The 23,267-nt window shown below is 57.8% G+C and carries 23 protein-coding genes; 19 read left to right on the top strand and 4 right to left on the bottom strand.

All coding sequences use genetic code 11. From position 1 onward, the window contains the following. The first annotated feature begins 33 nt into the window (after nucleotides 1-33). On the top strand, nucleotides 34-201 hold the full coding sequence (gene sp36, locus FB556_RS13350) for a Sp36 family protein (protein WP_170200307.1): 168 nt from the start codon (nucleotides 34-36) through the stop codon (nucleotides 199-201). Between the two features lie 11 nt (nucleotides 202-212). Next, nucleotides 213-677: a RidA family protein gene (locus FB556_RS00505; protein WP_141863758.1), complete on the top strand. Its 465-nt coding sequence runs from the start codon at nucleotides 213-215 to the stop codon at nucleotides 675-677. A gap of 104 nt (nucleotides 678-781) precedes the next feature. Here the strand turns inward: FB556_RS00505 and FB556_RS00500 are convergent, their stop codons facing one another. Next, the gene (locus FB556_RS00500; RefSeq protein WP_141863756.1) at nucleotides 782-1,459 is read right to left on the bottom strand and encodes a Crp/Fnr family transcriptional regulator; all 678 of its coding nucleotides are present in this window, start codon (nucleotides 1,457-1,459) and stop codon (nucleotides 782-784) included. 302 nt (nucleotides 1,460-1,761) lie between these two features. Between FB556_RS00500 and FB556_RS00495 the strand changes: the two genes are divergently transcribed. The 3 genes from FB556_RS00495 to FB556_RS00485 all read left to right on the top strand — a co-directional run bounded on the left by FB556_RS00495 (nucleotide 1,762) and on the right by FB556_RS00485 (nucleotide 4,880). Continuing rightward, complete coding sequence (locus FB556_RS00495; protein WP_141863754.1) at nucleotides 1,762-2,955, top strand: MarP family serine protease; 1,194 nt, start codon at nucleotides 1,762-1,764, stop codon at nucleotides 2,953-2,955. A gap of 150 nt (nucleotides 2,956-3,105) precedes the next feature. Continuing rightward, nucleotides 3,106-4,734: a sodium-dependent transporter gene (locus tag FB556_RS00490; RefSeq protein ID WP_141863752.1), complete on the top strand. Its 1,629-nt coding sequence runs from the start codon at nucleotides 3,106-3,108 to the stop codon at nucleotides 4,732-4,734. Further along, on the top strand, nucleotides 4,731-4,880 hold the full coding sequence (locus tag FB556_RS00485; RefSeq protein ID WP_141863750.1) for a methionine/alanine import family NSS transporter small subunit: 150 nt from the start codon (nucleotides 4,731-4,733) through the stop codon (nucleotides 4,878-4,880). The genes FB556_RS00490 and FB556_RS00485 overlap by 4 nt, the downstream gene beginning before the upstream one ends. 86 nt (nucleotides 4,881-4,966) lie before the next feature. On the opposite strand, the gene FB556_RS00480 is transcribed toward FB556_RS00485, so the two are convergent. Further along, a complete protein-coding gene (locus FB556_RS00480; RefSeq protein ID WP_141863748.1) occupies nucleotides 4,967-6,946 on the bottom strand; it encodes an AMP-binding protein in 1,980 nt (659 codons plus the stop codon). A gap of 196 nt (nucleotides 6,947-7,142) precedes the next feature. On the opposite strand from FB556_RS00480, the gene nth reads away from it, so the two are divergent. From nth to FB556_RS00440, 9 genes are all read left to right on the top strand, one after another. Continuing rightward, entirely contained in the window at nucleotides 7,143-7,925 is a 783-nt protein-coding gene (gene nth / locus FB556_RS00475) for an endonuclease III (RefSeq protein ID WP_141863746.1), read from the top strand. Further along, on the top strand, nucleotides 7,925-8,731 hold the full coding sequence (locus tag FB556_RS00470) for an NUDIX hydrolase (protein ID WP_141863744.1): 807 nt from the start codon (nucleotides 7,925-7,927) through the stop codon (nucleotides 8,729-8,731). Before nth ends, FB556_RS00470 begins: the two co-directional genes overlap by 1 nt. A gap of 103 nt (nucleotides 8,732-8,834) precedes the next feature. Beyond that, on the top strand, nucleotides 8,835-9,704 hold the full coding sequence (locus FB556_RS00465; protein ID WP_141863742.1) for a hypothetical protein: 870 nt from the start codon (nucleotides 8,835-8,837) through the stop codon (nucleotides 9,702-9,704). Next, nucleotides 9,701-10,909: a TadA family conjugal transfer-associated ATPase gene (locus FB556_RS00460; RefSeq protein WP_141863740.1), complete on the top strand. Its 1,209-nt coding sequence runs from the start codon at nucleotides 9,701-9,703 to the stop codon at nucleotides 10,907-10,909. Before FB556_RS00465 ends, FB556_RS00460 begins: the two co-directional genes overlap by 4 nt. After that, nucleotides 10,906-11,529, top strand: coding sequence for a type II secretion system F family protein (locus FB556_RS13345; RefSeq protein WP_170200306.1), 624 nt, complete (start codon nucleotides 10,906-10,908; stop codon nucleotides 11,527-11,529). The genes FB556_RS00460 and FB556_RS13345 overlap by 4 nt, the downstream gene beginning before the upstream one ends. Continuing rightward, entirely contained in the window at nucleotides 11,526-11,960 is a 435-nt protein-coding gene (locus tag FB556_RS00455) for a type II secretion system F family protein (protein WP_170200305.1), read from the top strand. The genes FB556_RS13345 and FB556_RS00455 overlap by 4 nt, the downstream gene beginning before the upstream one ends. A 62-nt stretch (nucleotides 11,961-12,022) precedes the next feature. Beyond that, complete coding sequence (locus FB556_RS00450; RefSeq protein ID WP_211343935.1) at nucleotides 12,023-12,202, top strand: DUF4244 domain-containing protein; 180 nt, start codon at nucleotides 12,023-12,025, stop codon at nucleotides 12,200-12,202. Nucleotides 12,203-12,255: 53 nt separating this feature from the next. Next, nucleotides 12,256-12,618, top strand: coding sequence for a TadE family type IV pilus minor pilin (locus FB556_RS00445; RefSeq protein WP_170200304.1), 363 nt, complete (start codon nucleotides 12,256-12,258; stop codon nucleotides 12,616-12,618). Next, nucleotides 12,600-12,971, top strand: a complete 372-nt coding sequence (locus FB556_RS00440) for an Rv3654c family TadE-like protein (protein ID WP_141863733.1) — start codon at nucleotides 12,600-12,602, stop codon at nucleotides 12,969-12,971. Before FB556_RS00445 ends, FB556_RS00440 begins: the two co-directional genes overlap by 19 nt. On the opposite strand, the gene FB556_RS00435 is transcribed toward FB556_RS00440, so the two are convergent. After that, nucleotides 12,934-15,231 carry a DEAD/DEAH box helicase gene (locus tag FB556_RS00435; protein WP_246057129.1) on the bottom strand — a complete coding sequence of 766 codons (2,298 nt, stop codon included), beginning with the start codon at nucleotides 15,229-15,231 and terminating at the stop codon, nucleotides 12,934-12,936. The two genes, FB556_RS00440 and FB556_RS00435, sit on opposite strands and share 38 nt — an antisense overlap. A gap of 56 nt (nucleotides 15,232-15,287) precedes the next feature. Beyond that, nucleotides 15,288-16,049: a GNAT family N-acetyltransferase gene (locus FB556_RS00430; protein WP_141863729.1), complete on the bottom strand. Its 762-nt coding sequence runs from the start codon at nucleotides 16,047-16,049 to the stop codon at nucleotides 15,288-15,290. Nucleotides 16,050-16,186: 137 nt separating this feature from the next. Between FB556_RS00430 and trhO the strand changes: the two genes are divergently transcribed. Genes trhO through FB556_RS00405 form a run of 5 tightly spaced genes read left to right on the top strand, consistent with a single transcriptional unit; the run spans nucleotide 16,187 to nucleotide 23,264 of the window. Then, nucleotides 16,187-17,101 carry an oxygen-dependent tRNA uridine(34) hydroxylase TrhO gene (gene trhO, locus FB556_RS00425; RefSeq protein WP_141863727.1) on the top strand — a complete coding sequence of 305 codons (915 nt, stop codon included), beginning with the start codon at nucleotides 16,187-16,189 and terminating at the stop codon, nucleotides 17,099-17,101. Next, on the top strand, nucleotides 17,101-18,657 hold the full coding sequence (locus FB556_RS00420) for a DUF7059 domain-containing protein (protein ID WP_141863725.1): 1,557 nt from the start codon (nucleotides 17,101-17,103) through the stop codon (nucleotides 18,655-18,657). Before trhO ends, FB556_RS00420 begins: the two co-directional genes overlap by 1 nt. 36 nt (nucleotides 18,658-18,693) lie before the next feature. Then, nucleotides 18,694-21,420, top strand: a complete 2,727-nt coding sequence (gene topA / locus FB556_RS00415; protein ID WP_141863723.1) for a type I DNA topoisomerase — start codon at nucleotides 18,694-18,696, stop codon at nucleotides 21,418-21,420. Between the two features lie 7 nt (nucleotides 21,421-21,427). Beyond that, entirely contained in the window at nucleotides 21,428-22,465 is a 1,038-nt protein-coding gene (locus FB556_RS00410) for a Ppx/GppA family phosphatase (protein WP_141863721.1), read from the top strand. Beyond that, complete coding sequence (locus tag FB556_RS00405) at nucleotides 22,458-23,264, top strand: sugar phosphate isomerase/epimerase family protein (RefSeq protein WP_246057128.1); 807 nt, start codon at nucleotides 22,458-22,460, stop codon at nucleotides 23,262-23,264. The genes FB556_RS00410 and FB556_RS00405 overlap by 8 nt, the downstream gene beginning before the upstream one ends. Nucleotides 23,265-23,267 lie beyond the last annotated feature (3 nt).

Here is a 23,267-nt window from a genome sequence, read left to right as displayed (position 1 = left end):
TCGAAAGCTCTCGGCGCAAGATACGGTTAAGGTATGAGTGTTAACCAAAAGTGGGAATACGCCACGCTGCCCTTGCTGATTCATGCTACGAAACAAATTCTCGATCAGTGGGGTGACGACGGCTGGGAGCTTGTCACCGTCATCCCTGGACCGGACGGTAATGCGCCGGTCGCCTATCTCAAACGACCAAAGTCAGAATAACAAGGAGTCTCATGTCCGCTATCGAACAGCGTATCGAAGAAGCCGGGTATACTCTGCCCGCAGTCGGCAAGCCGCTGGCCGCTTACGTGCCCACCATGCGTGATGGTGACAATATTTATACCTCAGGCCAGCTTCCGATGGTCGATGGCAAACCAGCTGGCACCGGCAAAGTCGGTCAAAATGTCAGTGTTGAAGATGCCGCAGATTATGCCCGCATTTGCGTGCTCAACGCGTTGGCCGCCATCAAAACGGAGATTGGGGATCTAGATAAGATCACACAGGTCACGAAAGTAGTCGGGTTTGTATCCTCAGCTTCAGACTTCGATCAGCAACACATCGTGATTAATGGTGCATCCGAATTTCTCGCCGAGATCTTCCAAGAGAAAGGACAGCACGCCCGATCAGCAGTGGGCGTAGCGATGCTCCCGATGAATGTTCCGGTGGAAGTCGAGATGATTGTGAAGGTCCAAGACTAGGACTCCAAGACTCAGGACTGTGACACGCAGTCTGTGATTAAACCACTGCCGGGCTGAAGAGGTATTCTTCAGCCCGGCAGTGGTTTAACAAGCGTTGGAGCTGTTTAGCGTGCGCGCTGGCGCAGACGCTGCAGGTCCAGGATAATGACGGCGCGGTTTTCGAGACGCAGCCAATCGCGCTGGACGAATTCGGCAAGGGCCTTGTTGACGGTTTCACGGGAAGCTCCGACTAGCTGAGCCAGCTCTTCCTGCGTGAGATCGTGAGCTACCAGCAGACCGTCTGCGGTTGGACGGCCGAAGCGGTCGGCCAGGTCCAGCAGAGCCTTGGCAACGCGTCCTGGGACATCGGAGAAGACAAGGTCTGCCAGAGATTCATTTGTGCGAGACAAACGACGTGCTAGAGCGCCAAGCAACTGCATGGAAACTTCTGGCGAAGAATAAATAACCTTGCGTAGGTTTTCGTGGCGAAGGCCAGCCAGGCTCGTTGCTGAAACTGCGGTTGCCGATGCGGAACGAGGAGCTGGGTTGAATAGCGCCATCTCGCCAAAGACCTCGCCTGGGCCAAGAATAGCCAGCAGGTTTTCGCGACCGTCTGGGGCGGTGCGACCGAGCTTGATCTTGCCCGACAAGATGACGTACAGCTGATCGCCGTCATCGCCTTCGTGGAATACTGAAGCGCCGCGTGACAGTTCGACTTCGGTCAGCTCCGCGGTCAGAGCGCTGAACACCTCATCGTCAAGGTGAGTGAAGAGCGGTGCATTGCGCAATACGTCTAGATCCATGGTGGTGAAAATTTCCTTACTGGCCTTATGGGCCGAACTCAAACGTGTCGGAACTTGGTCACTGTTGGTGAAGTGCCGATGAATGCCGGATCGGGCACACAAATGTTAGTGCGTTTCGACATGGGCTTCCAGCCAATTCTATCCAATGTAGAAAGCATTGTGGAAATCGTCACAACCAGCAGCGAAATATTCTTCTACGATAGTCTAAAAATCAACCGAATAATGACGCTTTCCGTGGCTCGGGCATAAGATAGCAGAACCGGCTACGCTTAAATGATTGTAGCCGCCAATAGGGACAGCTGATGGGACGGTGGGTGGTCATAGCGCTTTCCTTGCTTGATTGGGCCTTACTCGTTGTGCTCAGCATTGTTATTCTGATCGGTTTTCGTCGAGGGTTCTGGGTCTCGATGGGCACCGTTGCAGGCGCAGTTGTAGGGGTATTCGGTGGCTTGTTTTTGATGCCACTGATTGTTCAACTGGTCCCCGCTGGGGTCATCCGGATTGTCATCATGGTGGCTGTCACTGCAGTGTTGATCTGGCTCGGTATGGTGATCGGTCGCAAGATCGGTCGCAGACTGCGCTTACATATCAGCCACCCGTTGATGCGCACCATCGATAAATTCTTAGGCGCAATCGGCAATACAGTGGTGGCGGGTCTCATCATTTCGCTGGTCGCCTTCTCTATCTCCAGCGTCGGTGTTCCTGGCATTACCAGCGTGCTAAAAAATTCCACAATTGTGGCGTGGACGACAACGCTGACACCTGAAAGCGCTCGTATTTGGGTTGCTGATGTCCGAGCAGACATCCTGGACTCCTCGGAACTTCCCGAAATGGATCTGGCAGGAACGGCAGAGCCAGAGGTCGAGAAGCCCGCGCTTGAACCCGCCGATGAAGTACACGAAACGAGTGCCTCTTCGGTGCGTATCACGGGGAGTGCCTATGAATGTGGCCAGAGCCAGACCGGTTCTGGCTTTGCCGTGACAGGTGACCGGGTGGTAACGAACGCCCATGTGGTAGCGGGCGTCGAAGCGCCCCAGGTTGAGTCATTCGATGGAGAACTCTTCACCGGTCAAGTCGTGGCTTTTGACCCGGATATCGACGTTGCCATTATCGCCTTGCCTGGAGCCCAACTGCCAAGTGTGGAGTTTGGTGAGGCTCTCGAGCCGGGAGATCCGGCATTTGTTTTAGGGTTCCCCTCCGGCGGACCACACCAGATCCTTGGGGCCGAAATTCAAGCCCGAGGCCCAGCGACCGTGGCGAACATTTATGACGAAAATGCCCAGTTGCGTGACGTGTACCAATTGGCTGTCGAAGTACGTCAAGGAAATTCGGGCGGAGCGCTGGTAGGGGAAGATGGCACGGTCGCAGGCGTCATTTTTGCTCGCGCTTCAGAAGCCGATATTGGTTATGCGATGTCCCATGCTGAAATCGCTGAGGTGGTCAACCAGGCCGCTCATCTTTCGCAGCCGGTATCCACTGGACACTGCCTGGAATAAGCACCACAGCATAGGCCAGAGCTCGATTCCCAAGTCAAAGCGTGTCTGTTTCGCCCGGGTATATTGTTCTAACGCATGACAAGGCGTAATCTTGGTGGCACAAGTCATACTGTGACTGTTGCTCACATCGCCTGTTCTGAAGGGGTAGAGATGTCCTCTCAAGTAACTTCTGCGCCAACAAAATCCCAAGTGCGTGAAGATTTTGGTGGTCGTTGGATATTCATCCTTGCGGCCATGGGCTCTGCAATTGGGCTCGGCAATATTTGGCGGTTTCCGTATATCGCGTATGAAAATGGCGGCGGCGCGTTTATTATTCCGTACCTCGTTGCCCTGTTATCGGCCGGTATCCCGCTGTTATTCTTCGACTACGCGTTGGGCCACCGTTTCAAAGGGTCCCCACCGCTGACCTTCCGTCGACTCCACAAACGGACCGAGGCCGTCGGTTGGTGGCATGCGATGATCTGTGTCGTCATCGGCATCTACTACGCAGCCATTCTGGCCTGGTCTGCGATGTATATTTTCTTCTCGGCAACTGAAGCGTGGGGAGATGACCCCAATGTTTTCTTCTTTGAAGAGTATTTGCAAGCGGCAGAGACTCCGGCACTCAACTTTGACCTTGTTCCGGGAGTGTTCTGGCCGCTGCTGGTCATCTGGGTGGCAACGCTTTTGATCCTCGCTTTCGGTGTCCGGCGTGGTATTGGTCTCGCCTCGGCAATTGGGATCCCTTTACTTGTGCTGATGTTTTTGGTGCTGGTCGTGATTGCGCTGACCCTTCCGGGTGCGTTCACAGGCTTAGATGCCCTGTTCACACCGAACTGGGAAGCTTTGCTCAACCCGAGCGTGTGGATCGCGGCTTATGGTCAGATCTTCTTCTCGCTGTCTGTTGGCTTCGGCATTATGATTACCTATGCTTCGTACCTGAAACGGCGTACCAACCTGACGTCTTCAGGCATGGTCGTAGCGTTTTCAAACTCAGGGTTTGAGATCCTAGCGGGCATCGGCGTCTTTTCGACCCTGGGCTTTATGGCGCAAGCCGCCGGTGTGCAGATTGGCGAAGTCGTCACCTCAGGCATTGGCCTGGCGTTCGTGGCGTTTCCGGAAATTATCTCTCAAGCCCCGCTCGGGCTGGGACCAGTCATCGGTATTTTGTTCTTTGGTTCACTCTTAGTGGCGGGCTTCACTTCGATGATCTCGATTCTGGAGGTCACCTTCTCTGCTATCAAAGATAAGACCGGCTGGTCCCGTAATGCCGTCGTCTGGGGCGTCGGAACGCTCCTAGCCCTGATTTCACTCTTCGGGTTCGGTACGACCTCCGGGGTGTATCTGCTGGATACTTTAGACAAGTTCGTCAACCAATTCGGCATCGTCGCTGCAGCATTTGTAGCAGTCGTTGTCGTGGCATGGTTACTACGTCGTCTCGGCCGCATGGTGACCCACCTCAACAAGGTCTCATCGTTCAGGCTGGGCACCATTTACAAGATCCTGGTCGCCATTGTGCTACCGGTTGTTCTTGGATACATGCTTATTTCGGAGTTCATCAACCTCATCACGGCTGAAGAACCCTACGAAGGCTATCCAGGGTGGTATGTCAATACGTTTGGCTGGGGTATGGCTCTCGGCTTGATCGTTATTGCCGTCATTCTGAGCCTGATTCCATGGCCGCAGAATTCAGCACTGTACACCGAGCACTCATCGAATGAGTACCCGCTTGATGAATCTGATCCACCTGTGGGTAAGCACGCTTCCGCACAAGAACCAGAACAAGAGGTCACACCATGAGCGCCATTGCAATCATCATGATGGTCATCGCTTGCGTTACCGTCTTTGGCGGTGTCATCTTTGCGCTGATCAATCTGCAACGTAACCCGGACGAACTGTCTGGCGAATTTGCAGACGAAGAACGTCTAAGCCGTAAAACCCTTTAGCCAACGTGAATACTCAAAAAGGGTCGCGGCCCACAACCAAACCGGTTGGGGGCCGCGACCCTTTTGGGTTTAGCGATCCTCAGTGGCTAGCCACGCATACCGTTGAGAATTTCCTCCATGACCGCAGGATCGGCCAAGGTCGCCAGCGCGGTTGCATCAGCCTGGGTCTTGCCCTCCGCAGCGTCTTTGAGCAGACGCCGCATGATCTTGCCCGAACGAGTCTTCGGCAGGTCGCTGGTGACCAAGATCCGACGTGGCTTAGCAATCGGCCCGATATGCGATGCCACATGTTCACGCAGCGTCGCTTCCGCTTTCTCGCCGGCAACACCGTCTGATTCCTCGGTCAAAATAACAAACGCATAGATTGCTTGACCGGTGGTCTCATCAGCGGCACCCACGACCGCGGCCTCGGCGACCAGCGGGTGTGCGACCAGGGCGGACTCGATCTCAGTGGTCGATAAGCGGTGACCGGAAACGTTCATCACGTCGTCGACACGGCCCAGCAGCCAGATATCGCCGTCCTCGTCAAAGCGCGCGCCGTCGCCAGCAAAATACATGCCATTAAATCGTGACCAGTAGGTGTCGACGAACCGCTGATCATCCCCCCAAATGGTACGGGCCATAGCCGGCCAGGGTTCACGAATAACCAAGAACCCCTGAGACGTATCTTGCATGGTGTTGCCGTCTTCATCCACGACATCGATGGCAACCCCGGGCACGGCTCGCTGCGCGGAGCCCGGTTTGAGCTGCTCGGCGGTGAGCGCAGGCAGCGGAGTCAGAATGTGTGCGCCAGTTTCGGTCTGCCACCACGTGTCGGCAATGGGCACCGGATCGGTCTTGCGCGGGCCAGGTGTGACGCTGCCATCTTCGTTGACCGTGCCAGCACCATTATTGTTTCCGATAACTTCGCGATACCAGTACCAAGCTTCCGGGTTGATCGCTTCACCGACCGAACCCAAGAGGCGCAGGGACGATAAGTCATAACGATCAGCGATATCACGACCCCATTTCATAGCAGCCCGGATCGCGGTTGGCGCGGTGTAGAGCGTGGTCACGCCGTATTTTTCGACGATTTCCCACCAGCGGCCGCGATGTGGTGCATCCGGGGTACCTTCGTAGATGACCTGGGTTGCCCCGTTGGACATCGGGCCATAGACAATATAGGAATGCCCGGTCACCCAGCCGACGTCGGCGGTACACCAGAACACGTCGGTCTCAGGTTGCAGATCAAACGTATCTCGCGCAGTGGCGGTGACCTGGGTCAGATACCCGCCGGTCGTGTGCAAAATGCCCTTCGGGGTGCCCGTGGTGCCCGAAGTGTACAGAATGAACAACGGATGTTCGGCCTCGTGCCACACAATTTCGTGGGTGGTGGGCTGGGCGTCAACGACGTCGTCGAACCACGCATCGCGGCCTTCGACCCAGGTGATATCTTCACCGTTACGCCGCACAACAAGCACATGTTCCACGGTGTGCCCGTCTTGAGTCAGCGCCTCATCGACAATTGGTTTGAGCATATTGGGCTTACCGCGACGATAAGAACCATCGGCGGTGATAACCACCTTGGCTTCGGCGTCATCAATGCGCGAGCGCAATGCCTCGGCCGAGAAACCGCCAAAGACCACCGAATGGACCGCGCCGATGCGCGCACACGCCAAAATGGCCACCACGGCCTCGACCAGCATTGGCAGGTAGATTGCAACCCGGTCGCCCTTGGCGATGCCCAGAGATTCCAGGGCGTTAGCGGTCTGGGAAACCCGTTCGAGCAGTTCGGCATAGGTTACGGCCTGAGAGTCACCAGGTTCTCCCTCGAAATACAGGGCAACTCGGTCGCCATTGCCGGCAGCAACGTGACGATCCACCGCGTTGTAGCATGCGTTGGTTGTCCCGTCGGCAAACCAGCGTGCAAAGGGTGGATTGGACCAGTCCAGTATTTCAGTAAATGGGGTGTCCCAGTGCACTTCGGTGCGGGAACGCTCCGCCCAGTACTCGACATGGTCGGTGGCGGCTTGTGCATAAAGCTCTTGCGCTCGTTGTTGTGTGGCAAGTTCGTGTGTGGTGACCATGAGGCTCCTTCGGTCGTGATCGTCGTCACATCTAGGGTCATGGTAGGAGTTTTGGTTGCGTCATTCAAATTCACACTGCGCTGAACGGTCATGGTTGTCACGATGAGCGGTCATTACGTTATGATCCGCATGGATTCGACGTGGGGAGACCTGTGCGGCCTAGGATAAGACAGGATGACGCAAGGAAAGGACCACCGTGAGTAACGAGACGCCCCTAGCCAAAAAGCGCCGAGCCCGCAAGATTTTCCGCGTGCTCGGGGAGGTCTTTCCCTATGCACATGCGGAACTGGATTATTCCAACGCCTTCGAGCTGTTGGTCGCCACGGTGCTCAGCGCCCAAACCACCGATATCCGCGTCAATACCGTCACCCCGGCACTGTTTCAGCGTTTTCCTGATGCCCATGCGATGGCCCAGGCCTCCGAGGTCGAAGTACAAGACCTCGTTCGCTCCACCGGGTTTTATAAAAATAAAACCCGCGCGCTGCTTGGTCTTTCCCAGGCGCTGGTGGAACATCACGACGGCGAAGTTCCTGGCACCCTCGAGGAACTTGTCAAGCTTCCAGGGGTGGGGCGCAAAACCGCATTTGTGGTGCTGGGCAACGTTTTCGGCGTCCCCGGCATCACGACCGATACTCACGTCATCCGGTTGGCCAACCGGTTTGGGTGGACGGAGTCAACGAATCCTAATGTCGTCGAACGCGATATTGCCGCGCTCTTTGAGCCCAAAGACTACACCGAAGTTTCCAACCGCGTCATTTTCCTAGGGCGCCGAATTTGTCACGCTAAACGTCCCGCGTGCGGCGCCTGTCCGGTTGCTAGATGGTGCCCCTCGGCGGGCATCGGTGAAATCAATCCCCAGGCCGCCAAAGAACTCTTAGCTTATGAACTCGCCCCCGGGCGCGAACACATCCATCAAGCGCTGCTCAACGGCGCCACTCGTGCCCAGTTGCGAGCTGACGGCTACGTTTGGGAGGTTTAATGCAGCTCGACGGCGCGCTAGCAGACTTGCTTGCCCTGGTCCACACCCATGGGACCGTTCATCCTGACATCGCCAAACGGGTCACGGTCTCGCCAGCGGCGACTCTGCCCGAATATGAATCAACCTGGCCGTTCAAACTCAGCGATCTGGTCGATCCGCGCCAGGCTGCGGTGCTGTTACTCTTCGGTGCCCTAGATGACCGGCCGGCCACGTTTCAACGCACCATCGTGCCTCAAGAGCTTGACGTGTTACTGACCCAGCGTTCCATGGCGCTGCGCAATCATCCGGGTCAAGTCTCCTTTCCCGGAGGTGGGGTGGAACCCCAGGACGACGACGAGGTTGACTGCGCGATCCGGGAAACTTATGAAGAAACCGGAGTCGACCCCACCGGCATCATCCCGCTAGGCAAGCTGCCGGAACTGCCGCTGCCCGTCTCCAACTTCCGCGTCACCCCGGTGGTTGGTTGGTGGCAGCACCCCAACGAGATGATCACCACCGAAGAAGCCACCCGCGTCTTTCGCGTTCCAGTCGGCGATCTGGTCGACCCGAAGCTTCGCGTCACCGCGGTCGCCACGGATCGTTCCGCCAACCAACGCTTCGGCACACCGGCTTTCACCGTCGGCGGCACCCTCGTGTGGGGCTTCACCGCAATGATTCTTGATCGAGTCTTGGAACTGCTCGGCTGGGCCGAACCCTGGGACCCTCGGTACAAAATCGACATTACCGGCTGGGACGCGACCCAGCCCGTACCTGCCGCCTACTTCGATCCTGCCCACAGTGAAGTCGACCTTACCGGTCACAAATAATCCTTCTGGCGGACCATCCACATCTGGTTGCCGTCAGTCGAGGTTTTCCACATTCGACGCCAACCCCGGATGAGCGCCTCGTTGCCTGGTTGATGCTGGAGGCATGTCAACCACGCAACGAAAACTTCGCCGAGGCAAGAGCACACCTCCGGTCACCCTGATGACGGTGCTGGTGGATACCACCGATGCCCGCGACGATGCTGCACGCTTCGTATATTCGGTGATTGCCGCGCTGGGCCTGGAGTTCGTCGAACTCGCCGATGCTGAGGATGCGCCCTACGCTGCGACGATTCAGGTTCGGGGCAATACGATCCTTACGGGCAATAACCAATGGCGCCATCCAGGTCACGAAGCGACTTTCGAAGACTGGCTGGTTACCACCTGCTTTGCTCGTGTTTCCGACCCCACGGTGTGGGCAGTCGTGCAAACCGGGTCCGAACGTTTCGAGCTGCTAGCGGCCGCAATGGCCTACGCGTTCCAGGGCGATGGCGCGTTACTCATCGATGCAGATGCTGCCGAAGCGTTATCGCAGACTATTCTCAAGGCCACTGATGACGCCGTTGAGATCTTGGATTTCGATTTCGATTTGCCGTCGCCGCACATCTACATGCTTAATGCGCCCACCTGGGAAGGTGTGGCGATGCTCTTGCAGGTTGACCGAGCGAACCCGTTGAACTCCGTATTATTGCCCGACACACTCCAGGCGGCGCAATACCATTTCGCACATACCATCATTGACTGCGGAGCAGACCTCTTCTTGGCCCAGCGTCTGGAAGCAGCGGGAAGCCGCATCGTCCACATCGATGACTGCACTCGTCCGCTGTATGTGGACCTGACGCCATATAAACGCATTGAATACTTCGCCCACGATATTCCGCCCTATGGCGCCCGTGACGACTTCGAACTCATCGTGCACAAGACCCGACGCCGTGGCAGCATGCGGCGCTGGATGCAGCGAGGTGATCAGACATGACCCGCGGATGGGTACCCACACCGCCACCGAAAACCGGTGGGTTGACGGCGGCTAAACACTGGTTAGCAGCGCGTCTCAAACCTGCCACAGATCGTACTCATCAACCATCTGAACCGGCACCCGCCTTGGTGGCCACAGCAGTTGCCAAACACGTGCCGGTGGCATCGGCGAACCAAGCTGCTTCCTCAATGCAGCACTTGCTCGATGATCTTCTTGGTCTGGGGCCGTTGGCCGTATTTGCTCGCAATGCGACCACGACCGACATCATTGTCGATGGCCACGGCCGTGTCTGGACCGATACCGGTGCGGGGTTGAACCGAACCGAAACTGTGCTGGATGCAGAAACAACGCGTGCGCTTGCCGTCCGTCTCTTGGGTCAAGGCGGCAAGCGCTTGGATGAAGGCATGCCGTTTGGCGACGTGCAGATAGGAAGCGCTCGTGTGCATGCCGTATTGCCGCCGATCGCGACCGCCGGACCCCAACTGTCCATCCGCCTGCCCTCCAGGACGCAACCCACCATCGAAGCCTTAGCCACCGACTGGCCCGGCGCCGACAAATGGCTCAACGTATTGCATCACCTCATGCATCATCGGGCCAATATCCTCATCTCCGGTGCAACAGGTTCTGGAAAAACAACTCTGCTCGCTGCACTCTTAGCCACGGTCGACCCTGACCAGCGCATCCTCACCATTGAAGACACCCCAGAGTTAGATATTCGCCATCCGCATGTTGTTGGACTGGCCACCCGAGAGCCAAACACCGAAGGCCAAGGGGGTATTGGCTTACCAATCCTGATCCGCCAGGCGTTGCGCATGCGTCCAGACCGGGTCATTGTCGGTGAATGTCGTGGCGCAGAAGTCGCCGAATTTCTGTCAGCCATGAACACCGGTCACCGCGGTGCCATTGGCACAGTGCATGCAAACTCCGCCAGTGATGTGCCCGCACGGCTCAACGCCATGGCGGCTCTGGCGGGGCTTGACCCAGCGACCGCAGCCGCACAAATTCGCTCGGCTATTGACGTGGTGCTGCACTTAGAACGCAACGAGCAGGGTCAACGATACCCAGCCGAGGCGGCATTGCTATCCAAAGCCAGTGAAGATACCAACCTGCCACTCATGTCGGTGCTCACAACGGTTAGCCAGCAGGTTATCGAAGGCCCCGGCCTGGCACTGTTAGATGGCTTGGCCCACCAGGAGGCGGCATGAACCCCATCAAAGCCTTAACCAACCTGATTACCGCAAAACGCCGTGCCGCACAACAATACGCAGAATTCATCACGGTGATCCGCCAAGCGGCAGCCCTATTATCTGCTGGCCGACCGTTGAGTCATCTCTGGCCGGAGGTCGCAGATGCACACGCTCCGTGTAAGGCGGCGCCAACACCGGACGTCCGAGATCCAAAATGCTGCATGCATCATGTGTTGGCTACCCAACATACCGCCATGCTGCTGGAGGAACCGTATTTCGCGCACATCACCGCTCCCAGTGACACTGCGGGCTGGCAACAACTTTCTGCCACGCTCACGCTAGCCCAAGACACCGGGATGTCATTGGCCACTATTCTCTCCCGTCTGGCCGATGCACTCGAAGCAGGCGAAGACGCGCATCAAGCCCGCGAGGCAGCATCGGCGGGCCCACGAGCCACAGCCAGTTTATTGGCATGGCTCCCTGTAGCCGGACTCGGACTAGCCCACATGCTCGGAGCATCCTTAACGGAGCTTATGACCACCCCAACAGGGTGGATATTGCTCGTATCCGGAGCTGGCTTAGCACTGCTTGGCAGACGCTGGAGCGCGCGCATGATTCGAACGGCCCAAGAACCATGAAAACCACCCACAGCTCAACAGACCCGGCACTCGTCCTTGACGTTATGGCACAACTCTTTGCATCCGGCAGTTCCTTGCCTGCTGCACTGGCCGCAGCCGGACGACACTTACCCGGATGCCAAGCGCTCACCGACGTCGCGCAGAAACTCCTGTTGGGCCTGGATTGGGACACCGCCTGGCAGGACACTACCGAAGATCCTGATCTGACAGTGCTCGCTCAAGAACTACGCTTCGTGTACTCCTCAGCGGTACCTTCGGCACACATGCTGATCACCGCCGCCACGGCACTGCGGGCCAACCGTAAACGCCTCGCCGAGCAACTAGCGCAAGAACTTGCTATCCGCCTGGTGCTACCCACCGGAATCTGCCTGCTGCCCAGTTTCATTTTACTCGGCATCATCCCCATGGTCCTGACCCTGCTGCCAGGATGATCACCCCAGACGCATAACTAAATATGGCAATCCACACCATCCACCATCCAAAGGAGAACATCATGGAACACAAACAAGCATTCGAACTCGATTTCACCGATGATACGGGGGCGAATACCGCAGAATATTCCATTGTGACACTAGCGGCTGTAGCCTTTGCTGGACTGCTTGCAGCCGTCTTATCCTCGGGTACTGTCCAGGGACTGCTCGAAGGCCTCATTGAACGAGCCTTGAGCTTCTAACCCATCAGATGTGGCCGGGGTCTCACCCCGGCCACCCCACCAGGGGAGTCACTATGACCGCAGCCAAGAAATCGACCGCAGGTTCCGTCACCGCAGAGTTCGCTGTGATCCTGCCCGTCGTCGTGTTCGTTATAGCAATGCTGATTAACATCATCGCGGCGGGCATTCATCAGTCCAGACTGCATCAAGCTGCTGCCGTGGCCGCTCGCCAACTGGCACGCGGGGAATCCACCGCGACCATCACGACCTCGGTCACCACGATGACAACCACCACAACCCAGGTTTCGACCTCGGTATCCGGCCAGTGGGCCAGCGTTGACCTCACAAGCCCAGTTCCCGGACCACTGGGCTTGCTTCCCACACTCGAATTGACCGCCCAAGCGAAAGCACCGAATCAATGGACCGTCGAACCCTAGTCCGCGCACGGTGTGCCGAAGATACTGGAGCATCGACAGTCATGATGCTCACGATTTTCGCGGCACTCATGTTGCTCTTAGCCGCCGCGCTGACGCTGATTCAGGTTCACGTAGCCGCCTCGCGAGCCGCCGTAGCCGCAGACTTAGCCGCACTATCAGCGGCCGATGCAGCCAGGGGACTGATGATCGGAGAGCCCTGTGCGCTCGCAGCATCTACCGTGTCGGCTCACGGTGCCACGCTGGATTCTTGCGATATTAGCGCACCAGGTGTGGCCTATGTTCAGGTCAGGTTGGCCAGTCCGCTCGGACTCGATGCTACGGCTGAGTCTCGGGCGGGACCGAAACAGCCCTAGTTAAAGCCTCGGCTACGTATTTCAAAACGACGATGGCGCCAGGCTTATCAAGCGGCGAGTTCCGGTTGCCGCACTTGGGGGACTGGACACACGAAGGACACCCGTCAGTGCAGGCGCAATCTTCGATCGCGTGCATGGTCGCGGTGATCCAGGTGCTTGCTTGACTGAATCCTCGGGTGGCAAACCCAACTCCGCCGGGATGACCATCGTAAACAAAGACGGTTGGAGCTTCGGTATCAGGATGTAATACCAGTGAGACTCCACCAATGTCCCAGCGATCATTGGAAGCCACCAAGGGCATCATGCCAATCATCGCGTGTTCGGCAGCGTGCAACGCGCCAGGTAATCGATCGGTGGTCAGACCAGCGGCTATGAACTGCTCTGAGGGTGCCGTAAACCACACCCCCTGGGTATACAGCTCCCGGGCTGGTAAATCTAGGGGCTGCTCATCGATCGCCTTGCCACTGGACACCTCCTTGCGCTGATACGACACCACTTGATTGGTTACTTTGACGGGCCCGTGGACCCACGCCAGGTCGTCGGGCTCCGAATACAGGCGGGCGTCTTCGCCCAAGATCTCTACATCCGTCACATCTCGAGCCTGGGTGTAGTATTCCGGCTCAGCTCGTAACACCACTACGGTGGAGTGCTCTTCGTCGAGGTCTTCGACCACCCAGGTGCGACCCTGGTGCATGTACACCGCGCCCGGGTGTGTTTGCGAATGTGCTTGTTCTGCCCCAATGGATCCCAGAATGGCTCCGGTTTCGCCATCGATAATCTGCATCGGACCGCCACCGGCATCGCGCAGACTGATCATGCCGGCCGCGTGTTGCTCATGGGTCCAATACCAGCCTGCCGGACGGCGCCGTAGATACCCTGCTGTAGTGAGTTCCTCAACAATATCGCGCACATGGTCAGCGTCTCCGAAGACGCCAAGGTCATCGGGTTGTAAAGGCAACTCGGCGGCTGCAGCACACAGGTGAGCCGATAAAATATGGGGATTTTGCGGATCGATCACATTGTCTTCCACCGCTAAATCAAAAACAGCTTGCGGGTGATGCACCAGATAGGTGTCCATCGGGTCATCGCCGGCAACATACAGCGCTATCGAGCGCTGCCCGGCACGACCGGCACGCCCCAATTGCTGAAAGAACGAGGCACGTGTGCCCGGCCAGCCGGCTACGACCACGCCGTCCAAGCCTGCGATATCGATCCCAAGCTCCAAAGCGGGGGTGGTAGACACGGCTAATAACTTGCCGTTATTCAATTGCTCTTCGACTTCGCGACGTTCTTCCGGCAACAGCCCGGCTCGATAGGTCGCGGCTCGCCCCACCAACGAGGGGTCGACTTCGGCGAGTTGGCGTTTGACCATCTGCGCCATGGCTTCTGCCCCGCGGCGTGACCGTATAAATGCGACCGAACGGATCGAATTGACCGCCAGATCAGTCAACATATCCGCCCCGGTGGCAACCAATGATCGTCGCAGTGGCGCGTCGTGTTCACCCGTGGCTCCGGAAAACTCTGATTCCCAGAAACCCACGACCACTTCACCATGCCCGGAGGTATCTTCTTCGACGCTGCGAGCGGGCGTACCGATCAGTGCCGAAAAGCTGTCTGCCGGAGCAGAAGATGTGGCCGATGCCCCGAAGAACACGAGCTCGGTATTACCCAGATGCGCACAGATTCTGCGTAATCGTGTCAGGACAACCGCGACATGCGACCCGAACACCCCACGGTACGTGTGTGCCTCATCGACGATCACGTATTTCAAGTGACGGAAAAATTTGGACCATGCACTGTGATTTGGCAAGATGCCCACGTGCAACATATCTGGATTCGTGACCAGCACATTGGCGTGTTCCCGAGCCCATGTTCGCGACTGCGGATCGGTGTCGCCATCATATGCAGCTGGGCGCAACCAGTTGACTCCGTGATCTGCAAGGTACTGCCAGGACGCTAACTGGTCGGCACTGAGTGCTTTGGTGGGCGCCAAATATAGGGCAGTAGATATCCCATCGGTCAACGTGGTCGCTACCGGCATGTGATAGGCCAACGACTTGCCCGACGCCGTACCGGTGGCCAGGACCACGTGCTCACCGGCCGACGCCAGTTCGGCTGCGGCGACTTGATGGGCAAAGGGATGTTCCACGCCGGTAAAGCCCACCGCAGTACGGAATTTTTCTGGCAGGCTCTGTGGCCATACAGAAAACCTGGCGGTGCGTTCCGGCAAGACTCGGGTGTGGACTAATTGGTCCGGCACCCGTGAGTACCCCAGAAGCTCCGCCAGGTAGGCTGCAGCGTGGTCGTGGCTGGGACTTACGCTTCGAAGGTTTGGGTCGCCCACTGATCTTTCGGGTCAATATCGGGGTGACCAAGGACGACGACGTCGCCGATTGCAGACCACCCCAGGTAGGTGTACAGTGCCTGGCCTTCGAGTCCGGCGATGAGCAGCCCGGTTTCGACGTCGTCCTCCAAAGCTAGCGAGCTCAGATAGCGCATCGTGAGCGAGCCGAGACCTTGACGGCGGAAATCTGGTGCCGTCCAAATCTGGTCGAAGACCGCGTAGGTGCCGTCGACCACAGCCACACGACCGCGGGCGGCCAGCTGATCAGCGCCGACATCGGCTTCATCAGTCGTTTTGAAGGCCACCAGATGCCACCCGTCATTGCGCGTAACTTCGGCCGTGAACTGTTCTGGGATGATCGGCTCTTCGACGTCCTGCTGGGTCATATCGGTAACCATCACCAGTTCATCAACACCGATGGGACGCAAGCCGGTTTTATTCGCAAAAAATTTCGCGGTAGACCCCGCAGGCTGTGGGTCATCTGCCAAGTCGGCAGCAACAATCAGCTGGCGACTAGGGTGTTTGAGAATCTCATCTGCAACAACCTGCAGCACATCATCGGAAGCATTCGTGACGACGTATTCCCAAATGTCTTCACCGGCTTCAGCCGACTCTGGAGTACGCAGGGCAGCATGGATATTACCCTGAGTGGTCAGGTGATAATTTCGTATGCGGGCACGTCCGGTCAGCCACGCCGTGGCAAGTTCGTCTGTCAGTGAAGTAGTGATAGCCATGCCCCTAGAATAGCTTTAGTCACGCTCTAAGCCCAGCTACGGCTCATGACATTGCACGAGCGTCACCAACTTGTAACCCTTAAGAAAGCCCAACTCACAGCCTGACAGCTCGAAACCATGCAACAGAAATGCCAACTATGAACCCGCAATCCAAAATCGCACTGTACTACCTTTTCGCACCCATCACTGATCCGCAGGCTGTCGCGCTGTGGCAACGGGAACTGTGTAAACGGCTGGAACTTACCGGCCGAATCATCATTTCCGAACACGGTATTAACGGTACGGTTGGCGGGCCGATTCGCGCGGTTAAAGAATACGTTAAAACGACGCGCACCTATCAGGCGTTCAACGAACTCGAAGTCAAATGGTCTGAAGGCGGAGCAGAAGACTTCCCGCGCCTGAGTGTCAAAGTCAAACCCGAACTTGTGGCTTTTGATCGTCCAGAGGAAGTAGCCGTCGCTCCCGGCAACACCGTAGTGGGTACGGCAACGCACCTGACCCCACAAGAGGTCAATGACCTCGTCGCGACAAAAGCCGCCGAAGGCCGCCCGGTGACGTTTTTTGATGGTCGCAACAAATTCGAAGCCGAAATCGGCAAGTTTAAAGACGCCGTCGTCCCGGATGTCACGACCACGCGCGATTTCATCGCCGAATTAGAGTCCGGTAAATACGATCACCTCAAAGACCAACCGGTCATCACATACTGCACCGGCGGAATACGTTGTGAGGTACTCACCGTGTTGATGGCCAATCGAGGCTTCCAAGAGCTCTATCAAATTGACGGGGGGATCGTGCGATATGGCGAAGCCTTTGGCGACGACGGGCTGTGGGAGGGTTCCCTGTATGTCTTCGATGACCGGATGGCCCTGAATTTCTCGGATACGCCCAAAGTCATCGGTTCCTGTCAGTTGTGCAACACGCCGACGGCGCAGCTGCGTAACTGCACCGATCCTGGCTGCAAAACCCTGGCCGTGATCTGCGATGACTGCCACCAATCGCACACCGAGCGCGTCTGTGAGACCTGCCTGACCGACGTGACGGTGAAGCAATAATGCATCCTGCACCGGTTGCGCACGGACCAGACCTCGCTGCCCTGGCTCAGGACTTGACCTCGGCCGGATATACCGCCGACAATATTGCCCACCTTCTGGGCCCTACGGCAGCTGCCGCCCTGGACCGCGAGCAGCTGATACCGGCCCGCCAAGTGCTGGCGGGCCCGCTGGCCGAGGGGAATCGTCTGGCGGGATTCATCAGTTGTTTCATGCTGGCCGATCCGATCAGCACGCCACTGGCCGAACGCCTCTTTGCCACGGTCGGTCTCGACGGTGCGCTGGCGTTAAACATTGTGCGCCTCACAAAACACGGCGACGTCGTCGCCACCGTCGATCTGTCGGCCTATGCAACCGATCATCCCGGCGACATGTGGGTGGCCTCGGATCAGACCGCACTGCAACTGGGTGGTCCGTTACCGGCTGAGCATATTCTGGGGGTGGGCAAAGCATCCATGACGTTAGCCGAAATTACCCCGCGACACGAGGTTGACACCGCATTAGATATTGGCACCGGTTGCGGAGTCCAGGCGCTGCATCTGCTCACGCACGCTCGACACGTGACGATTACTGATGTTTCCCAGCGGGCGTTAGATTTCGCGGTCTTCAATGTGATGCTCAACGCCGCAGTGCTCGATATTGATCCGGGCAACCTTGATGACCGGGTCACCGTCGTGTTGGGCAACATGTTAGAGCCGGTGGCTGGGCAACGCTTTGAACTGGTCGTGACCAATCCGCCCTTTGTGATCGCACCGGCGGCGTCTGCCATCACGCACACGTACCGCGAAACCGGACACACCGGCGATCGCCTGGTCAAAAAACTCATCGCAACGATCGATACGGTGCTGACCGATGGCGGTCAAGCCGTCATGTTGGCCAACTGGGAAATGTTTGGCAAAAGCGATTGGCATGCGCGGCTGTCCACCTGGCCCGACTCGTCGCTGGACATCTGGGCGATCCAACGCTCCAGTTCAGATCCAGCCCAGTACGCCGAGATCTGGTTGCGAGACTCGTCCGAACACCTCGACCCCGATGCCTATGCCCAGGCCTATGCCGCCTACCTGGCCGATTTTGCCGCGCGCGGCGTCACCCAGATCGGCTTTGGCTGGGTGTGGTTACGTCAACGTGCTCACACCCCACCGTTGCGCCGGTTTGAGTATCTCACCGGGGCCGTGCAGCAGCCCGTGGCGAGTGCGTGGGCGAATTCGGTGGCCCGTCACGATGAGACCTCCGACGACGACTGGGCGCTGGCCAATAGTCACCTGGTGGTGCCAGACTGGGTGACCTATGAGCAATACCAACGCTTCGGGGCCGAACACCCGGAGGTCCTCATGGCCCGCTCCGGAACAGGTTTTGCCCGCCACATCCGACTCGACACGGCCACCGCGGCAGTGTTGGGCGCGTGCGATGGCGAGCTGACGGTCAGACAAATCACCGCAGCCGTGGCAGGATTACTGGAATTAGATGACACCCAAACGGCTGCGCTGCAAGACGAAATCACCGCGTTATACGTTGACGGATTTTTAGAAGTATTCGAGCATGGCAGCGCTACGGGTTAGATTAGTGTGGAAGCTGCTGTATTGAAAAGGAGCCACGTGAGCGCAAAAAGTTCTGCATCGACCAATGGTGATACCACCAAATTGGTTATCGTGGAATCCCCGGCCAAAAGCCGATCCATCGCCAAATTCTTAGGTGAGGGCTGGATTGTTGATTCCTCGGTAGGCCACATTCGCGACCTACCCCGCCCATCCGATTTGCCCACGGAGATGAAAAAAGGCCCCTACGGCAAATTCGCGGTGGACACCGAAGACGGTTTCGAACCGTATTACGTGGTCGCAGACGATAAGAAAAAGAAGGTCACGGAACTTCGCAAAGCGCTCAAATCCGCTGACGAACTCTACCTGGCAACAGATGCTGACCGGGAAGGCGAAGCCATCGCCTGGCACCTGCTTGAGGTGCTCAAACCCAAAGTCCCGGTCTATCGCATGGCGTTCACCGAAATCACCGAAGAAGGCATCCAGCGCGCGCTGGAAAACATTCGCGAGCTCGATACCGACCTGGTCGATGCTCAAGAAACCCGGCGTATCCTGGACCGGCTCTACGGTTATGAGATCTCCCCGGTGTTGTGGCGCAAAGTCGGCCCCGGCCTGTCGGCCGGTCGTGTTCAGTCCGTTGCCACGCGTCTGGTGGTTGAGCGTGAACGCGAACGCATGGCATTTGTGCAGGCATCTTACTGGGATCTGACAGCAGACTTTGTGACCGACGCCGAAGAATCCTTCGGTGCCAAACTCACCGCTGTCGACGACGTACGCGTTGCCACCGGTCGAGACTTTACTGACAAGGGCCAACTGAAATCCACGGCCGAGGTGGTCCATCTGGATCAAACATCGGCGCAGTCGCTGGCCGAGGGTCTGGCCGACACCGAATTTGCGATCACCTCGTTAGAGGATAAGCCCTACCGCCGTCGTCCGGCAGCACCGTTCACCACCTCGACGTTGCAGCAGGAAGCATCACGTCGTCTGCGGTTTACCTCGCGGGTGACCATGCAGGTCGCTCAGCGACTGTATGAAAACGGGTACATCACCTACATGCGTACCGACTCGGTCGTACTGTCGACCCAAGCGATTTCTGCGGCACGCAAGCAAGCAACCGAGCTCTACGGCGGCGAAATGGTACCGGATAAACCCCGCTACTATGCCTCCAAGAACACTGCCGCGCAAGAAGCGCACGAAGCGATCCGGCCATCCGGGGACCATTTCCGCACGCCGTCGCAGGTGAAAAACTCGCTGACCGCCGATGAGTTCCGGCTCTATGAGCTCATTTGGAAGCGCACCGTGGCGTCGCAAATGATTGATGCAACCGGATACACCGCGACCGTGAAGATTGCTGGCACCTCGGCCGAGACCACCCCGCGGACGGCGGAATTCTCGGCCTCGGGAACCGTCATCACCGTGCCCGGGTTCATGAAGGCCTATGAATCCGACCAGAAGTCAGTCCCCGGTGAAAAACAGGAACGCGACGACGCTCGCCTGCCCGATATGGGCGAAGGTCAGATTCTCGAGGCACGCGATTTGGTCGCCGAAGGTCACGAAACCACGCCACCGGCCCGCTACACCGAGGCCTCGCTGGTCGCCGAATTGGAAAAACGCGAAATCGGCCGCCCGTCAACCTATGCACCGACCATTTCCACGATCTTGGATCGTGGGTATGTGCGCAAACGCGGCTCTGCGTTGGTACCGTCATGGATCGCATTTTCGGTGATCCGGCTGCTGGAAGAACACTTCGCGCGCTACGTGGATTACGAGTTCACCGCGCGCATGGAAGACGACCTCGACCAGATTGCCGCCGGGCAGATGGATCGACGCGACTGGTTAGAAGGCTTCTACTTTGGGCAGGCCGAATCGGCCGAGGGGCTGAAGCACACCGTGGAAAACCTCGGGGACATTGATGCCCGAGCCATCAACTCGATCCCGGTGGCCGAGGGGATCACCCTGCGGGTGGGCCGCTACGGACCGTATTTGGAGAAGGCGCTGGGCGACGACGCCAAAGAAGGCGATGATCCCAAACGCGCCAATGTGCCAGAAGAGATGGCACCGGATGAGCTGACGCCAGAAGTCGCAGTCGAAATGATTGAAACCGCCGGACCATCCGAACGGGTGTTAGGAACCGACCCGGACACCGGCTATGAGATTGTGGCCAAAGATGGCCGCTACGGCCCCTACGTCACGCAGATCGTCCCCGATTTTACCGAAGAGGAAATCCAGGCGCATAAAGACGCGCAACCGGATGAGTTCTATAAAAACGGTCGCAAGAAGCCCAAGAAGGCCCCGAAGAAACCGAAACCGAAAACCGGTTCGCTGCTCAAGGGCATGGACCTGGCGACCATGACCTTGGACGACGCGCTGAAGATCCTGTCGCTGCCGCGCAGCCTCGGGGTTGCCTCTGACGGCGAGGAGATCACCGCCCAGAACGGTCGGTTTGGGCCGTATTTGCGCAAGGGCTCGGATTCGCGTTCGCTAGAATCCGAAGAGCAGATGTTTACCATCACGCTTGCCGAAGCCGAGGAAATCTACTCGCAACCTAAACAGCGTCGCGGGCGTGGCCAAGCCAAACCCCCGATTGCCGAATTTGGTAATGATCCGTCCTCGGGTAAAAAAGTCGTCATTAAAGAGGGCCGATTTGGCCCGTATATTACCGACGGCACCACGAACGTGACCGTGCCACGCGGGACCGCACCGGAACAGATTACCGAAGGTCAGGCCTTCGAACTGCTCGCCGAGAAACGGGCCAAAGGGCCCGCCAAACGAACCAAGAAGAAGTAGCAAAACAATGCGTCTGGGAGTCCTGGACATCGGCTCGAACACGGTCCACTTATTGTTAGTGGATGCGTTTCCCGGAGCACGCCCCACCGCGTACGCCGACCACAAACGTCCGATGTCGCTGATTCAGCATCTTGATGACGACGGTGCCATCACCGAAACCGGGCAGCGCAATCTGATTGATTTCATCAACGGAGCTGTGGCCTTTGCCAAGGCTAACGGCGCCGTCGACATGATCAGTTTTTGTACCTCGGCCATCCGCGACGCGGCCAATGGACCCGAGGTTTTGCAACGCATCACCCAGGAGACTGGTGTATACCTGACCGTGCTGTCGGGCAACCAGGAAGCCGCGATGACGTATTTCGCGGTGCGCCGCTGGCACGGCTGGCACGTGGAGAACCTGCTGAACTTTGACATCGGTGGGGGCTCTTTTGAGATGTCGTTTGGCACCGATGAACTCCCAACCACCGCGGTTTCTGTGCCGTTGGGCGCGCAGCGGCTAACCCGAGAATTCTTCCCCGACCCCGATCCGCCCACCGCTGGGCAGGTGCAAGCACTGGATGACTACATCCATACGGTCCTCAAGAAATATCGCAAGAGATTTCCGAAAAGACTACCTGACAACACGGTCGTGACCGGCACGTCGAAAACCTTCCGTTCGCTGGCACGACTGTCCGGCGCCGCGCCGTCAACCGACGGGCTGTTTGTGCCGCGCAGACTCCGGGTCAAAGACCTGGTGACGTGGAATCAGACGCTGGCGTTGATGAACGAAGCCCAGCGCGCCCAATTGCCAGGGGTTTCGGATATCCGAGCCCGCCAAGTGTTGGCCGGGGGTATGGTTGCCCAGGCTGCGATGGAAATGTTCAAAGTCAAAAAACTCAGCATTTGCCCCTGGGCGCTGCGCGAGGGACTCATCCTGGGTCGCCTGGATGCCTTAAGGCTGCAAGGACGCGTCGCCCAAACCAACGACAACCCGTGGGTCCAGGGCGTAGACTTGACTTCGGATGATCAACGGCCCGGATTCTCACTAGGAGTAACAGGTGGTTAGACCAGAAATCCCGGTGACGTTGTCGTCGTCATCGATCTTTTCTCTGCCACCTCAACACGTTTTTGCGATGGCCGAAGACCTCGGATATGACGGGGTCGAGGTCATGGTCACTCAGAACCGGTGGACCCATAACCCCACCAAACTTGATGACCTAGCCCAACGTCACTCAATGCCTATCCACTCGATCCACGCCCCGACCCTACTGTTCACCCAACAGGTCTGGGGGTCGGCCTGGACCAAGGTCGCTCGAGCAGCCGATCTGGCGCGCGAATTGGGTGCGGAAATCATGGTGGCCCACCCGCCATTTCGCTGGCAGGGCTCCTATGCAGTGGAATTCGCCGACGGCATCCGCGACATCATGGAAGCCACCGGAGTGACGATCGCGGTGGAAAATATGTATCCCTGGCGAGTCAGCGGCCAAGAAATTCAGATGTATCTGCCGCATTATGACCCCATTCCGCAAGATTATGATTACGTCACCTGGGACTTCTCGCACGCCGCTACCGCCAAGATGGACTCGCTGCGGGCCATTAAGCTGCTCGGTTCCCGCCTGGCACATGTGCATCTGACCGACGGGGCTGGTTCAGCGGCTGATGAGCACCTGTTACCCGGTTACGGGAACCAACGCGTAGTTGAATCTCTGCGTTATTTGGCCGAAAGTGACTACGACGGTGCAGTGTGTGTCGAGGTGTCAACGCGCGGGCAGAAGTATCCGGGCCACCGCGAAGAAATGCTAGCCGAAGCCTTGGCCTTTACTCGCAAACATCTGACACGTAACCCCGCAACGCAAGGAGAGTAACAC

Source organism: Enteractinococcus coprophilus, assembly GCF_006716305.1.
Taxonomy (GTDB): domain Bacteria; phylum Actinomycetota; class Actinomycetes; order Actinomycetales; family Micrococcaceae; genus Yaniella; species Yaniella coprophila.
Note: the sequence above shows the minus strand (reverse complement) of the source record. Positions and strands in the feature narration are given on the sequence as shown.